Annotated in this window: 13 protein-coding genes; all 13 read right to left on the bottom strand. The window is 63.1% G+C overall.

What is annotated here, in order from left to right:
• Positions 1 to 17: 17 nt before the first annotated feature.
• Complete coding sequence (gene trbL / locus VA613_RS09465) at positions 18 to 1,379, bottom strand: P-type conjugative transfer protein TrbL (RefSeq protein ID WP_296657455.1); 1,362 nt, start codon at positions 1,377 to 1,379, stop codon at positions 18 to 20.
• Positions 1,380 to 1,382: 3 nt separating this feature from the next.
• Positions 1,383 to 1,646 (bottom strand): EexN family lipoprotein, encoded by a 264-nt coding sequence (locus VA613_RS09460; RefSeq protein ID WP_296657458.1) that lies wholly within the window; start codon positions 1,644 to 1,646, stop codon positions 1,383 to 1,385.
• Positions 1,647 to 1,655: 9 nt separating this feature from the next.
• Positions 1,656 to 2,384 (bottom strand): P-type conjugative transfer protein TrbJ, encoded by a 729-nt coding sequence (gene trbJ, locus VA613_RS09455; RefSeq protein WP_324778808.1) that lies wholly within the window; start codon positions 2,382 to 2,384, stop codon positions 1,656 to 1,658.
• Positions 2,381 to 4,819 (bottom strand): conjugal transfer protein TrbE, encoded by a 2,439-nt coding sequence (gene trbE / locus VA613_RS09450; RefSeq protein WP_296657465.1) that lies wholly within the window; start codon positions 4,817 to 4,819, stop codon positions 2,381 to 2,383. Before trbE ends, trbJ begins: the two co-directional genes overlap by 4 nt.
• A 10-nt stretch (positions 4,820 to 4,829) precedes the next feature.
• Positions 4,830 to 5,114 (bottom strand): VirB3 family type IV secretion system protein, encoded by a 285-nt coding sequence (locus tag VA613_RS09445; protein ID WP_296657476.1) that lies wholly within the window; start codon positions 5,112 to 5,114, stop codon positions 4,830 to 4,832.
• Between the two features lie 11 nt (positions 5,115 to 5,125).
• Entirely contained in the window at positions 5,126 to 5,458 is a 333-nt protein-coding gene (locus VA613_RS09440) for a TrbC/VirB2 family protein (RefSeq protein WP_296767741.1), read from the bottom strand.
• A complete protein-coding gene (gene trbB / locus VA613_RS09435) occupies positions 5,455 to 6,471 on the bottom strand; it encodes a P-type conjugative transfer ATPase TrbB (protein WP_324778807.1) in 1,017 nt (338 codons plus the stop codon). The genes VA613_RS09440 and trbB overlap by 4 nt, the downstream gene beginning before the upstream one ends.
• Positions 6,468 to 6,956: a CopG family transcriptional regulator gene (locus tag VA613_RS09430; RefSeq protein WP_296767740.1), complete on the bottom strand. Its 489-nt coding sequence runs from the start codon at positions 6,954 to 6,956 to the stop codon at positions 6,468 to 6,470. Before VA613_RS09430 ends, trbB begins: the two co-directional genes overlap by 4 nt.
• Positions 6,953 to 8,944: a conjugal transfer protein TraG gene (locus tag VA613_RS09425; protein WP_296767738.1), complete on the bottom strand. Its 1,992-nt coding sequence runs from the start codon at positions 8,942 to 8,944 to the stop codon at positions 6,953 to 6,955. The genes VA613_RS09430 and VA613_RS09425 overlap by 4 nt, the downstream gene beginning before the upstream one ends.
• Before the next feature lie 290 nt (positions 8,945 to 9,234).
• The gene (locus tag VA613_RS09420) at positions 9,235 to 9,477 is read right to left on the bottom strand and encodes an EexN family lipoprotein (RefSeq protein ID WP_296661586.1); all 243 of its coding nucleotides are present in this window, start codon (positions 9,475 to 9,477) and stop codon (positions 9,235 to 9,237) included.
• 41 nt (positions 9,478 to 9,518) lie between these two features.
• Positions 9,519 to 10,424 carry a LysR family transcriptional regulator gene (locus VA613_RS09415; RefSeq protein WP_296661587.1) on the bottom strand — a complete coding sequence of 302 codons (906 nt, stop codon included), beginning with the start codon at positions 10,422 to 10,424 and terminating at the stop codon, positions 9,519 to 9,521.
• Positions 10,425 to 10,689: 265 nt separating this feature from the next.
• Positions 10,690 to 12,210 carry a threonine ammonia-lyase, biosynthetic gene (gene ilvA, locus VA613_RS09410; RefSeq protein ID WP_296767737.1) on the bottom strand — a complete coding sequence of 507 codons (1,521 nt, stop codon included), beginning with the start codon at positions 12,208 to 12,210 and terminating at the stop codon, positions 10,690 to 10,692.
• 121 nt (positions 12,211 to 12,331) lie between these two features.
• Positions 12,332 to 14,014, bottom strand: a complete 1,683-nt coding sequence (locus tag VA613_RS09405) for a tannase/feruloyl esterase family alpha/beta hydrolase (RefSeq protein WP_296661589.1) — start codon at positions 14,012 to 14,014, stop codon at positions 12,332 to 12,334.
• Between the last annotated feature and the right edge of the window lie 36 nt (positions 14,015 to 14,050).

Raw genomic sequence — 14,050 nt, 5'->3', positions numbered from 1 at the left:
TCCGTTAGAGTTGATCTTCAAGGGTTCGAATCGTCGCGCAGGCTCGGGCTGGCGCCGCCGCCGCCGTGATCGCCTGAGCGCAGGGTGTGTGCCGCCGTGGTGGCTGCATGGCTCACTTGCTGTTTGCGCCGCATTCGGCTGGCCCAGGCAGGCTCTGCCGCAGGGGGGCTGGCTGCGGCCGTATCGGCCGATTCGATAGCACTGTCTGCCGCCGCAGGCGCAGCGGCCTCCGCGACGAAGTTCGCCACGCGGTCCTTGACCGCTTTTGCACCGGCTGCGACGCGCTGGCCGACCGCACCAGCACCGCTCCTGGCCACATTGGCGAGGCCAGCCCCTGCGGCACGAACACCACCCGACCCGGAAGCCGCAGCACCCGTCTGGTAGGCAGACTTCGCGCCGCTGGCCATCGCGCTGCTTGCACGTCCGGCCGATGCCGCTCCGCCGATGGCGGCGCGTGTCGCACCCGGCACCATGCGTGCACCGGCCGCTACCGCCGCACCCCCGGTGGCAATAGCCGCACCCCCGGCCACCGCCAGACCCGCCGCACCCAGCGCCGTGCCGGCCGCCGCACCGGCGCCGAGCTGCGGTGCGCCTGAAACAAGACCCGTCGCAATCCCCGGCCCGAAGATCCCGAGTCCCAGCATCGCCAGCGAAGCGAGCATGATGGTCAGCGCCAGGTCGATCGAGGGCGCGGTGCCGGGCGGTGTCTGAAACTGTGCAAACAGTCCGGTGCCGATGCCGACGATCACCGCCAGCACCAGTACCTTGATGCCAGACGACACCACATTGCCCAGCACCCGTTCGGCGAGGAACGCGGTCTTGTTCCACAACGCGAACGGCACCAGCACGAAGCCCGCGAGTGTGGTCAGCTTGAATTCGATCAGCGTGACGAAGAGCTGCACCGCGAGCACGAAGAAGCTCACGATCACCACCAGCCAGGCGAGAAACAGCACCGAGATGACATCGAGGTTCGCGAACACCTCGGGGAAGCCGGTAAGGTTGCTGATCTGCGCCATGATCGGTTGCGCCGCATCGACGCCGACCTTGGCCAGGTGGCCCGGATGCAGAAACTGTGCCTGGCTCAGCGTGGAACCCGACGCCACCATCCCGAGTCCGGCAAACGAATTGAACAGGATGCCTGCCAGATTGTTGAAGTTGCCGATGATGAAGGCGAAGGCGCCGACATAGAGCGTCTTCTTGATCAGCCTGCCGATCACGTCTTCGCCGCCCATCGCCCAGAACAGCCCCGCCAGCGTCATGTCGATCACCACCAGCGTGGCGGTGAGGAACGCCACCTCGCCATGCAGCAGGCCGAAACCCGAGTCGATGTAGTGCGAGAAGACATCGAGGAAATGGTCGATGACCGACAGGTTGTTCATGACTCAGTCTTTCGGTGCAGAAGCGGGTGCAGCCGGTGGCGTTGGCGTGTATGGCGTGCCGCTGCCCATGAAGCGCCGCCGCGTGGCCTCACTCGCCTTGTTGCACAGGGCGTCCCCCACCTTGTCGTGGTCGGCCTTGCACTGCGCGTGGACTTCCTTCAGGCGCGCAGGGTTCGCCAGCAGCGATTCAACGGTGTCGGTCGGTGCCGGCTTGTTGCACGCGGCGAGCAGCAGGGTGCAGGCGAGGGTGGTCAGGATGGTTTTCATATGAGTTCCTCAGTTGCCGTAGAAGTTGACGGGAGATGGCGTATAAGGTGTGCCGGTGCCATGGAAGCGGTTGCGTACCTCGGCGGCACGCGCATGCACCGCGACCTGACGCGCCTGTTCGAGGGCGACGGCGCGGTCTTGCGTAAGCTGGAGTTGTTGCGCCTGGATCGCCTGCCGGGCCTGCAGGGCCAGTAACTGGTTCGTCGCTTGGGTGGCCTGCAAGGCGCCCACCGCCGACTGGCTGTTGTTCACGAGGTCGCTCAAGGTCTGCTCGTCGGAAGCGAAGTTCTGTACCGACTGCGACTGCACCTCGGCCGCGGTACGCAGTGCCTCCAGTGCGTTCTGCCAATGCTGGCTGGCGTCGAGCGCCATCTGGTTTGCCGGGGTCGATGCGGTGTAGGCAGCGGGATAGAGCTGCGCGAACTGGGTCTCCATCTGCGTCAGGTTCAATGACGGCCCCTGCGCCTGCTGCAGCAACTGGTTCGTCGCGGACAGCGCAGATTGCAGTTGATTGAGCGCGCTGAAGGGGAGACTGGTCAGGTTCCTCGCCTGATTGGTCAGCATTTGCGCTTCGTTCTGCAGCTGCTGGATCTGGTTGTTGATCTGTTGCAGAGTACGGGCGGCGGTCAGGATGTTCTGCACGAGATTGGCCGGATCGATCACCACCCATTGCGCCTGTGCTGCGGGCATCACGGTCATGAGAATGGCGGCGGTGATGGCAAGCAGGGTTTTTTTCATGACGGATTCTCCTTGGGAACGGACGGGACGAACGGGAACGACGGGATCAGGTCGGCGGCCCAGGCTAGGCCGCGATGGCGCAGCCAGGCGGCGGCGAAGTCCGCAGGCGGCACCGACGCGGAAACGGCGTCGATGTCGCGCTGGTCCTCAGGTCTAGCCGCACCGGCAAACGCCAGCGTCACCGGCCCGAGCCCCAGATCGAAGACCCGATTGCCGAGTCGTGACTGGTAGTAGTAATCGCGCTTGGGCTGGGCCTGCGCCACGATCTCGATCTGCCGCGCATTGAGGCCGAAGCCTTCGTAGATGACGCGAATCTGCGGCTCGGTCGCCTGCGGATTGGGCAGGAAGATGCGGTTCACGCAGCTCTCGATAATGGCGGGCGCAATGCTGGAATCCTTGATGTCCGCCAGCGACTGCGTCGCGAAGATCACCGACACGTTCTTCTTGCGCAGCGTTTTCAGCCACTGGCGGATGCGCGCGGCGAACACCGGGTCGTCGAGGAACAGCCAGGCCTCGTCGAGGATCAACAATGTCGGGGCACCGTCGAGGCGTTCCTCGAAGCGCGCGAACAGGTAGCGCAGTACCGCCAGCGATGCCGCCTTGCTGTGCATCAGTTCTTCCATCTCGTACGCTTGCACGTCGGCGAAACCGAGCCGGTCATGATCGGCATCGAGTAGCTTGCCGTGCGCGCCACCCAGCACATAGGGTTGCAGCGCTTGGCGCAGTGCGTTCGATTGCAGCAGTACGGATAATCCGGTCAGCGTGCGCTGATCGAGCGGCGCGCTGGCGAGACTGTTCAGCGACGACCATACGGACTCCTTCTCGTCCGGCCCGACAACCACGCCTTCGTGAATCAACAGGCCCTGGATCCACTCGGCCGCCCACGCCCGGTAGCTGTCCTGGTCGATGCGGGCCAGCGGCTGGAAGGCGATGGCGCCGTCCGCGCCCAGGTCGTAGTGCTCGCCGCCGAGCCCCAGCACGGTGGCGCGAATCGAACGCCCCATGTCGAAGGCGAAGATGCGCGATCCGGCATAGCGGCGGAACTGCAAGGCCAGCGTCGCGAGCAACACCGATTTGCCCATGCCGATGGGGCCGACCACCAGCGTGTTGCCGACGTCGCCGATGTGCGTGACCAGCCGGAACGGCGTCGCGCCATCGGTGCGCGTCACGATCAGCGGCGGGCCGTCGAGGTGCGCATTACGCTCCTGCCCGGCCCACACGGCGGAGACCGGCATCATGTGCGCGAGGTTCAGGGTCGAGACGATGGGCTGGCGCACGTTGGCATAGGCGTGTCCCGGAATCGATGACAGCCAGGCATCGACCGCATTCAAGGTCTCGGGGATCGTCACGAAGCCACGGCCCTGAATGGTTCGCTCCACCGCGCGCAGCTTCTCGTCGGCAGCGGTCGCGTCGGAGTCGAGCACGGTGACGGTGGCCGTGACGTAGCCGAACGAAACCTGATCGCTGCCCAGTTCCTGCAAAGCGGCATCGGCATCGGACGCCTTGTTCGACGCATCGGAATCGACCAGCTGGCTCTCCTGCTGAAAGATGGTCTCGCGCAGCAGCGCCATGATGTTCTTGCGCTTGGCGAACCACTGGCGGCGCAAGCGTCCCAACTCGCGCTCGGCCTCGGCCTTGTCGAGGCACAAAAAGCGTGTGCTCCAGCGGTAGGCAAAGCCCAAGCGGTTGAGGTCGTCGAGCAGACCCGGCCAGGTCGAGGTCGGGAAGCCACGCACTGACACCACGCGCAGATGTTGGCTCCCGAGCATCGGTGCGAGGCCACCCGTCAATGGCTCATCGGCCAGCAGCGCATCAAGGTGCATCGGCACCTCGGGCACCGCCACCGGATGCCGACGGGTGGATACGCAGGCATGCAGGTAGGTCAGGGTCTGACCATCGTCGAGCCAGGCGATCTCCGGCATCACCCCTTCAAGCAGGCCGAAGACGCGTTCGGTCTCCGACACGAAGCCCTCCAGCCGCTCGCGCCAATCCACGCCTTCGACCTTGCTGTTCTCGTACAGCAGCTTCGCGGCGCGGGCCGTCGATTCCTCGGGTGGCAGGTACAGCAGCGTCAGGTGGTACGCGCTCTCGAAGTGGCTATCGGCCTCCTCGAACGCGGCGCGGCGCTCTTCATCGACCAGCCAGGACAGTGGCTCGGGGAACGTGGAATCCGGATAGTCCGCCGCTTCGCGCCGATCGGCCTCGACGAACAGTGCCCAGCCCGAACCAAGCCGGCGCAGCGCATTGTTCAGCCGCGCCGAGGTCGCGACCAGTTCGCCCTGTGTCGCGCTGTCCAGATCCGGCCCGCGAAAGCGTGCCGTGCGCTGAAACGAACCATCCTTGTTCAACACGACGCCGGGCGCGACCAGTCCGGCCCAGGGCAGCCAGTCGGCCAGTAACGCGGGGCGCTTGCGGTATTCGGCGAGGTGCATCATGGGGTCGTCCTCACACGTCCAGCAACTGCCGGTGCTTGATGTGCCGAGCGAAGACCGCCATGAACTGCGCATCCACTCGCGCGCCCCACACGGCCAGCGAGTGCCCGACGATCCACAGCACCATGCCGGGCAACCAGAGTTGCAGCCCGAGCCCAACGGCCGCGGCCAGCGTGCCGTTGGCAATCGCCACGGTGCGCGGCGCGCCACCCAGCAGAATCGGTTCGGTCAGCGAGCGATGCAGCGGAATCTCGAAGCCATTCGCGAAGCTCGCTGTATTAGTGGTTGGCGCATTCATGCCAGCCGCGTTCATGCGATCACCGCTCCACCCGTGAAGCTGAAGAAGGTCAGGAAGAACGACGATGCGGCGAACGCGATCGACAGGCCGAACACGATCTGCACCAGCTTGCGAAAGCCTCCGCTGGTGTCGCCGAACGCCAGCGTCAAGCCGGTGGTAATGATGATGATCACCGCGATGATCCTGGCCACCGGCCCCTGGATCGAGTCCAGCAGGGATTGCAACGGCGCTTCCCATGGCATGTTCGAGCCTGCGGCGTGTGCGGGAATGGCGATGGCCAGCAACAATGCGGCGAGGGCTACGAACTGCAAGGCAGGTTTTACGGAAATACGTGAAGTCGTCATGACGGTTCTCCAGGGGTTGAGGAAAGGGATGGGAAGAACGGCATCAGCTCGCTACTGAGCTGGTAGCCGTGACTGTCGAAGCCGGTGACACAGGCGATTTCCTGCACGCGGCGTGCATGGCCGCGTCCGGCGATGTAGACGATGACGTTGACCGCTTCCGCGATCAGCGCACGCGGTGGCGTCACCGCGACTTCGAGAATCAGCTGTTCCAGCCGCAGCAGCGCGCCTGCGGTGGAACCGGCATGGACGGTGGCGATGCCGCCTGGATGGCCGGTGCCCCATGCCTTGAGCAGGTCCAGCGCTTCGGCGCCGCGCACTTCACCGACGACGATGCGGTCCGGGCGCAGCCGCAGCGTCGAGCGCACCAGCTCGGCCATGGTCACGACACCCGCGCGGGTGCGCAGCGGGACGTGGTCGCGTGCCGTGCATTGCAGCTCCACCGTGTCCTCCAGCACGATCACGCGGTCACCGATGGCGGCGATTTCGTCGAGCAGGGCGTTCGCCAGCGTCGTCTTTCCGGTGCTGGTGCCGCCTGTGATCAGGATGTTCTGGCGTTCGCGCACCGCGGTGCGCAGGAATGCGGCCTGAACGTTTGTCAGGATGCCGTCGGCCACGTAGGCGTCGAGCCGGATCAGGCCGACCGCGCGCTTACGCATCGCGAAGACCGGCCCCGGCGTCACCGGTGGCAGCGCACCCTCGAAACGTTCGCCCGTCTCCGGCAACTCGGCTGACAGCAGCGGCTTGCCCGCATGCACTTCGGCGCACACATGCGCTGCGACCAGGCGGATGATGCGTTCGCCATCGGTCGGGGTGAGGCGGATGCCCAGCGGTTCGCGGCCGCTGCCCAGCCGGTCCACCCACAGCAAACCGTCCGGGTTCAGCATGACCTCCACTACGTCGGGGTCATCCAAAGCCCTGGCGATGTCTGGCCCCATGGCCGTGCGCAGCATGCGCACGCGACGCTCCTGCGCCAGCGAGACCGACACGTCATGATCACGCAGTACGCAGCTCATGATGGGACTGCTCCTGATTCGTCGTCGGCAGGCGCTTCGCTCGGGTTGGTTTTGTCGTGGGTGAAGAGCTGGCTCTGATCGGGCTGGATTTCCTCGACCACATCCTTGACCAGGCTGCGTCCGCGCAGCAGGTGCCGGCCGAGCTGTTCGATGAACTGCTCGAAGCGCGCACGGCCCTGGGCGCGTGCCGCTTCCTGATGCGCTTCCGGCACCGGCGTGCTGACAATGAGGAAGTAGCGTACATACAGCGCCAGCGTCTCGATCAGGATGTTCTGGTCGCGTTCCAGTTTGTCCAGCTGGCGCGACAGCCGGTCCAGCCGTTTGGCGATGGCGGCCTCGCGCTGGTCGCCGGAATCCGGTGACAGGAACGAAGCCAGCGCGGCGGCGACGATCGATGACTTGGACAAGCCCTTCATGGTCGCCAGTTCGTCGAGCCGCCTGGCGTGCTCGGGTTCGATGAAGAGGTTCAGGCGGGTGCGGCTCATAGCGCGATCCCGTCGTCAGGATCCAGCGCCGCCAGCCGCGCCGTACGTTGCAGGCGCGGATCGAGCTGGGCGGGCAAGGGCAGCGGCAGGTCGTCGTCATCGAGGAGAATCAGATCGTCTGCCGCGTGTTCGGGCTCCGGTGTGACCGAGACTTCGGCCAGTTCCGGCTGCTGCTGGTGACCACCGTCGTCGATGGCCTCACCGTGTGCGGGGAAGATCAGACCAGGAATCGGTGCGTCGGGGATAGCCCGTCCGCTCCAGTCGTCGGACCGTGGCGCCGGACCATCGGCATAGTGACCCAGCGCAAGTTGGGGTGGCGCCTGGATGCGCGTCTTGAAATTCGCATCCAGGTAGTAGCGAATTTTCTGGGCCTTGATCGGGGGATGGCCGGACACCATCACCACCTCGTCATCGGGCGGCAACTGCATGACTTCGCCGGGCGTGAGCAGCGGCCGTGCGGTTTCCTGCCGCGATACCATCAGGTGACCGAGCCACGGTGCCAGCCGGTGGCCCGCGTAGTTGCGCTGTGCACGCAGTTCGGTGGCGGTGCCCAAGGCTTCCGAAATGCGCTTGGCGGTGCGTTCGTCGTTGGTGGCGAACGTGATGCGTACGTGGCAGTTGTCGAGGATAGAATGGTTCTGCCCGTAGGCCTTGTCGATCTGGTTGAGCGACTGCGCGATCAGGAAGGCGCGCAGGCCGTAGCCCGCCATGAAGGCCAGCGCCGACTCGAAGAAATCCAGCCGACCCAGCGCAGGAAACTCGTCCAGCATCAGCAGCAACGTGTGGCGGCGGGCGATGCCATCGCTGCCGTCGAGCGATTCGGTGAGGCGCCGTCCGATCTGGTTGAGGATCAGCCGGATCAACGGCTTGGTGCGGCTGATGTCCGAGGGTGGCACCACCAGGTACAGCGACACCGGATGATCGGCATCGATCAGGTCGGCGATACGCCAGTCGCAGCGTGAGGTCACTTCGGCTACCGTGGGATCGCGGTACAGGCCGAGGAAACTCATCGCAGTGGACAGCACGCCCGAGCGTTCGTTGTCGCTCTTGTTGAGCACCTCGCGTGCGGCTGATGCGACCACGGGATGCGGTGCATCGCCGAGATGGGTTGTGGTCATCATCCGATGCAGCGTCAGCTCGAAGGGTGAGGCCGGATCGGACAGGAAGTTGGCGACGCCGCGCAGCGTCTTGTCCTCGCTGGCGTAGAGCACATGCAGGATCGCGCCGACCAGCAGGGCATGCGAGGTTTTCTCCCAGTGGTTGCGCCGCTCAAGCGCACCTTCTGGGTCGACCAGGATGTCGGCGATGTTCTGCACGTCGCGTACTTCGTGCATGCCGCGCCGCACTTCGAGCAGCGGGTTGTAGGCGGCCGATTTCGCATCGGTCGGGTTGAACAGCAGGCAGTGCGAGAAGCGCGAGCGCCAGCCGGCGGTCAAGTTCCAGTTTTCGCCCTTGATGTCGTGGATGACGGTAGAGCCGGGCCAGGAGAGCAGGGTGGGGATGACCAGGCCTACACCCTTGCCGGAGCGGGTGGGCGCGAAGGCCATCACATGCTCGGGGCCTTCATGGCGAAGGTAGTCGCCGTCCTTGCGGCCGAGGAAAACCCCGACGGGTTCGGTCAGGCCGGAACGCTGGATTTCAGCGGGGAGTGCCCAGCGTGCCGAACCGTAGGTCGTGACCAGCTTGGATTGCCGTGCGCGCCACACCGACATGGCGATGGCCGCAATGGCGCCGGCGAAGCCGCTGCACGCCGCGATGGCACCGCCGCGCAGGAAAATGTCGGGCGCATAGGCGTCGAAGAAGTACCACCATTCGAACAGCCGCCATGGGTGATAGACGGGCGTTCCCAGCAGGTCGAACCACGGCGCACCAAGGCGTAGCTGGTAGCCCAGTTGCGCGGCGGTCCACTGGGTGGCACCCCAGGTTCCCGCGATCACGATCCCGAACACCGCCAGGATCTGACCGAACAGCACACTGGTTCCCTGCATCACGACCTCCTGAAGCGCACTCCAAACAAGACGCGGACAAGCACGTGCCGCATGCGTCAGATTGGGTGTCGAATCAGTGCCGGTCAAAGACCGTTATCGGGATAGCGGAGACGGAGAAAACAAGATTTCATGCACCGTAGAAATCGATGGGTCAGTGGCAAAGGGCAGCGCGTTTCGGCGTGTATGGCGGTCCTCCGGAAAAATACATTCGGATGCCAACGAGCAGGCGCACGAACTCGTCTCTATCGGATTCTTCCGATCGAGACGGGATGCGGCGGCGCGATCGCGGGTCAGTCTTGCGGAGCTGGCTGCGGTGTGTACTTGCCTTTGCCGTCACCCATGAAACGTCGGCGGAAGGCCTCGGCCGCGGCGTTGCAAGTGGCATCGCCCATCTTTGAGTGGTCCTCCTTGCACAGACGCCGCACCTCCTTGAGCCGTTCCGGATTGGCGACCAGCGATTCGGCGGTATCCGTGGGGACGGGCTGCCCGCATGCGGTGAGTGCGGCGGCTGTAATAATTATTATGTGCTTCATCTTTTGTCCTCCCAGGCTTTGGCACGATGAAACCCGGCGCGTCATGTTGGGTTGTCGCGTGCCAGTGGTTTGGCCGGATTGGCTCGGTCGATAAAACGACTCAACTGGTCGGATGGATCCACGTCGGGCCGCAGCAAGTAAGTGGTCAGCCTCGGCGAGCGCCCGGCCAATGGGCGCGCGACGACTTCCTGGTGGCGGCATACGGGGAGGTGCGAGGCGCTGGCCAAGCCCAGGCCGTAGCCCGCAGCCACCAGTGTTATCATCAAATCGAGGGTGGCAACATGCTCCGCCACGATGGGTTGCGTATTCGCGGCACGCAATACGCCCTCGATTTGCCGGCAGTAGCCTTCGCAGCTTTCCGGCTGGCACAGCACCAGGGGATATCGCAACACTTCTTCCAGTGGGATGCGTTTGTGCGCCAGCAGCGGATGACGTGCGGGAACGGCGACGACGAGCGCGTCGCTCCATACCGGCTCGGCGATGATGCCTTGACCCACATCGTCGAACTGCGCGAAACCCGCGTCGTACAAACCACTGCGCAAGCCCTTCACCTGCTGCGAGAGCGGTTTTTCAAACAGGCGGATTTCCACCTCCGGTTCTTCTTCCCGGCATTGGGCTAGTACTGCGGCAAGCCGTGGCTGAGCGACGTTATCAGACAGCGCGATACGCAGAATGCCGCGATAGCCGGTGGCGGCCGCTTTGACGCTCGCCTTGGCTTGATCAATTGTTATGAAGACGCGCCGGACATCCTCCAGAAAAACCTGCCCAGCCCAAGTCAGGCGGGTGCTGCGTGTGGTACGCTCGAACAACTGAGCGCTCAGGGCGTGTTCCAGTTCCTTGATAGCGCGCGAGAGCGGCGACTGCTCGATGTGCAGACGTTCGGCCGCGCGGGCGAAGTGGAGTTCTTCGGCCACGGCAACAAAATAGCGGAGGTGTCGCAGCTCCAAGGCTAGGATCCGTTCCAGCTACATCAAGGCAAACGGCTGAATGCCATCGATGGTGGGACTAGGGATTGTCTTCCAAGCGCCCATGATTTGCTCATCCCTGGCGCTCGGGGAAACACTGATTTAAAAATCGCATTGTGGCAATGCATTCAATGGCTTGGGACAATTGCGGCTGAAGCGCAGGGACCTACGTGTCGGTTTCACTCGGTCTGATGGCCTGAATCTTTCCTTATCCAAACCACACCCGTGTGCATAGATCAGTGTCTCCTTAAAGGAACAAACGGTACACCGTATTCTGGCTCTCCTCCAATAATGGGTAGCCGAGCGCCCCGAGAAAATGGCCAAATTCCGCTTGGTCGGTTTGCGGCACCTGCAAGCCGACCAGGATCGAGCCGGAATCGGCACCATGGTGTCGGTAGTGGAACAAGCTGATGTTCCAGTTTGTCGCCAATGTCGAAAGGAACTTCATCAGCGCGCCCGGCCGCTCCGGAAACTCCAAGCGAAACAGGCGCTCATTCTCCGCAAGCGGTGAACGGCCACCGATCATGTAGCGTACATGCAGCTTGGCAAGTTCGTCGCCGGTTAGATCGATGGCCGCGAAACCATGTTCTCTAAACGTCCGGGCGATCTCGGCCGATTCGCCGCGCTGGGAAATCTGCACACCAACGAAAACATGAGCGGTAGATTCATCGGCGATACGGTAATTGAACTCGGTTACGTTGCGCGCGCCGATTAGTTCGCACATGTGTCTGAAGCTACCGCGCGCCTCTGGTATCGTCACTGCGAACAGTGCCTCGCGCTCTTCCCCGACCTCCGCGCGTTCGGCGACGAAGCGCAAGCGATCGAAGTTCATGTTGGCGCCGGAGGTAATCGCAATGAGTGTCTCTCCCACAAGGCCCTCACGCTCCGCGTATCGCTTCATGCCGGCCACGCTTAGCGCGCCCGCAGGCTCAAGCACGCTGCGCGTGTCTAGGAACACGTCTTTGATCGCCGCACACAGCGCGTCGGTATCGACAGTGATCACTTCATCGAGATAGGCCGTGCACAAACGGTACGTTTCTGCTCCGACTAGCTTGACCGCCGTGCTGTCCGAGAACAGGCCGACTTCCGTCAATGCTACACGATGCCCGGTAGCCATCGAACGCGCCATAGCGCTGGAATCAACGGTCTGTACGCCGATCACTTTGATTCCGGGGCGCACGGCTTTTACGTAGGTCGCCACGCCCGCTGCCAGTCCCCCGCCGCCGATCGGTACGAAGATCGTGTGAATCGGCCCTTGGTGCTGTCGGAGAATTTCCATGGCCACCGTACCCTGCCCAGCGATCACCTCTGGATCATCGAAAGGATGAACAAAGGTTAATCCACGCCGCTCTTGCAGTTTCGCCGCGTACGCATAGGCGTCGCTGTATGACTCCCCAGCTTGGATGATCTCGACCGTCGGCCCTCCGTGCAGCCGCACAGCATCGATTTTGACGCGTGGAGTCGTGACCGGCACGACGATAGTGGCAGCGACGTTGAGGCGGGCTGCCGCATAGGCGACCCCTTGGGCATGATTCCCCGCCGAGGCGGTGATGACTCCGCGCGCTAGCACGTCCAGCGGCATGTGCACCATCTTGTTGTACGCCCCTCGAAGCTTGAAAGAGAAGACAGGCTGGTTGTCCTCGCGCTTGAGCAACACGGAATTGCCGACGCGCGCCGAGAGATTGCGCGCTGAGTCGAGGCTGGTCTCGACAGCGACGTCGTAGACCCGTGCCGTGAGGATCTTCTTTACGTAGTCGTTCTGGCTCAATGGTTGTTCCAGTTCTGGTCGAACTGGCGAATCAATTGGAACTAGACATAGATTCACGGTGTTTTCCTTGCGTACGTTTGAGGACGACGTGCTCGCGCTGCTCCCAACACATTGGTTCTGTTCAGCCACCAGGAACGGGAGATAAGTTCGTCGATGTTCTGACCTGCTCAGCTGGCGGAACACACTCGAAACTGCTGGCGAGACGTCGGTCTCCCGCGCCGTTATAGTGCAGAGACGCTGGATAAACGCACGCCGGGCGTTCGAAGCGGACACCTGCCTCCGGCCTGTCATCGGCATATTTTGTGGCGACGAAGTGCGTGGGCCTCTTGCCGTGCTCGACCCAGGCCTGCAGGGCACTGATCACGTCGCGGTCAGGGCTATATTGTGTGGGAGGGGAGGAGCCGCCCAGCGTTGTTGGTCCTGGTCCGAAGCCGCAATGCCCCATGCCGGGCACCATGACTAAAAGCAGAGACTGCTGGGCCTTGGCTACGCCACCTTTACGCGCCGCGACGGCATTGAAATAGTCGATCGGGCGGGTCGGGGCATTCGTGGCATCGGCCCATCCCTGCGTTATGATCAGCTTTCCGCCACGTGCGGTGAAAGCTGAGATATCGGGGTTCGTAGCATTGACGATTGACGAGAGGCCTTTATCGACCCGCGACGCGTCCGCGCCAAAGTCGAACGTCGTCCAGTCCCACTCCGGATTTCCGAACACCGCGCTGGCCAGCAAAGGTTGAGCGTAGTAGACCGCGAGATGGCTTTGAATCGCCTCCCAGCCGCTTTCGCTACCAGGCGCAAAACCTGGGTAGATCACCTCCCCGGTCACGGAGTTTCGAACGGGGGAATAGAGCCGCTTGGCCTCCTCCACCTGTTTTGCGCTCAGGCACCCGCTGCCGTCGTCCCTACCCTTGCATTGCAATTGAGCTGGATCGAAATGACATTGAGAAGGATCGTCGAGAAAGCCGTTCTCGAGTCCTGGTGTTCCACCGCAACTTCTCAATGCCGCGCGATTGAGCAGGGCAAGCGCATCCTTCGTCAACCGGGCATCAGGTTGACGCGCGGGAAGCATGGCGCCCCACAAAAAGCTCTCCATCAATTGGCCGTAGTAAATGCCAGGCGACCGAGCGTCGACCCCGTCGTAATCTGACGAAAAGTTCTGGACCTCCTGCATCGCTTCGACGCCGCCGCAACCGCTGAAGTAGGAGTACTCCGGGCCACGGCCGTAGTAGGCATTCATGATTGCCTTGGCTGCGACTGTCATCGAATGAACGGAGAGATGGGCCCAGTTGCTCAGAGAGGTTGGATCGGCAGCCCAATCGAGGCGCTTTCCCGGCTCTCCAGATCCACTCCCTTTATATCCCGTGTCTCCACTTACCGTGGCAAAGCCGCGCCCTGTCCCTGTTGTTAATGCACGGTAGTCGATAAAGCCGCCGAATCCGCTCTTGCCGGCCCCAAGCAAACGACCGTTCCAGTCCAGTGGCATCCACACTTCGATGCCGAGTTTCTGCTTTGGCTCAGTCGATACTGTCGCCACAACACGGCATAAGGACACCTGGGTCGTAGTGATGCTTCCATCCACGTTTGTAAAACGGGTGCGGGACGGCAAGGTATGAGCGAGCTCGATTCGTGTGTCGGGTATAGCGGCCTGACGCAGCTTTGCGCAGCGCGCTGTTGGCGATTCGCCTGCCGTCGCTGGCATGCAATGTGCGGCCAGATTGAGAACGATAGCCGTCCACGGTGCTAGTGACCAACGCGTCGGTCGTTTTGTGATACTGCTAAACATGCCGTTTTTCCCCATTTTCATTTATGTGTTTGCGCGCCCGGTGCCATCGGATGACTC

The sequence above is a fragment of the Thiobacillus sp. SCUT-2 genome (assembly GCF_035621355.1).
Classification (GTDB): Bacteria; Pseudomonadota; Gammaproteobacteria; order Burkholderiales; family Thiobacillaceae; genus Thiobacillus; species Thiobacillus sedimenti.
Note: the sequence above shows the minus strand (reverse complement) of the source record. Positions and strands in the feature narration are given on the sequence as shown.

Excerpts from the sequence above, each read along its gene's own strand:
- trbJ (WP_324778808.1), bottom strand. The coding sequence starts at position 2,384 with ATGAAAAAAACCCTGCTTGCCATCACCGCCGCCATTCTCATGACCGTG.
- VA613_RS09405 (WP_296661589.1), bottom strand. The coding sequence starts at position 14,014 with ATGAAAATGGGGAAAAACGGCATGTTTAGCAGTATCACAAAACGACCG.
- trbL (WP_296657455.1), bottom strand. The coding sequence starts at position 1,379 with ATGAACAACCTGTCGGTCATCGACCATTTCCTCGATGTCTTCTCGCAC.
- VA613_RS09420 (WP_296661586.1), bottom strand. The coding sequence starts at position 9,477 with ATGAAGCACATAATAATTATTACAGCCGCCGCACTCACCGCATGCGGG.
- VA613_RS09445 (WP_296657476.1), bottom strand. The coding sequence starts at position 5,114 with ATGAATGCGCCAACCACTAATACAGCGAGCTTCGCGAATGGCTTCGAG.
- VA613_RS09440 (WP_296767741.1), bottom strand. The coding sequence starts at position 5,458 with ATGACGACTTCACGTATTTCCGTAAAACCTGCCTTGCAGTTCGTAGCC.
- trbE (WP_296657465.1), bottom strand. The coding sequence starts at position 4,819 with ATGATGCACCTCGCCGAATACCGCAAGCGCCCCGCGTTACTGGCCGAC.
- VA613_RS09460 (WP_296657458.1), bottom strand. The coding sequence starts at position 1,646 with ATGAAAACCATCCTGACCACCCTCGCCTGCACCCTGCTGCTCGCCGCG.
- VA613_RS09430 (WP_296767740.1), bottom strand. The coding sequence starts at position 6,956 with ATGAGCCGCACCCGCCTGAACCTCTTCATCGAACCCGAGCACGCCAGG.
- trbB (WP_324778807.1), bottom strand. The coding sequence starts at position 6,471 with ATGAGCTGCGTACTGCGTGATCATGACGTGTCGGTCTCGCTGGCGCAG.
- VA613_RS09425 (WP_296767738.1), bottom strand. The coding sequence starts at position 8,944 with ATGCAGGGAACCAGTGTGCTGTTCGGTCAGATCCTGGCGGTGTTCGGG.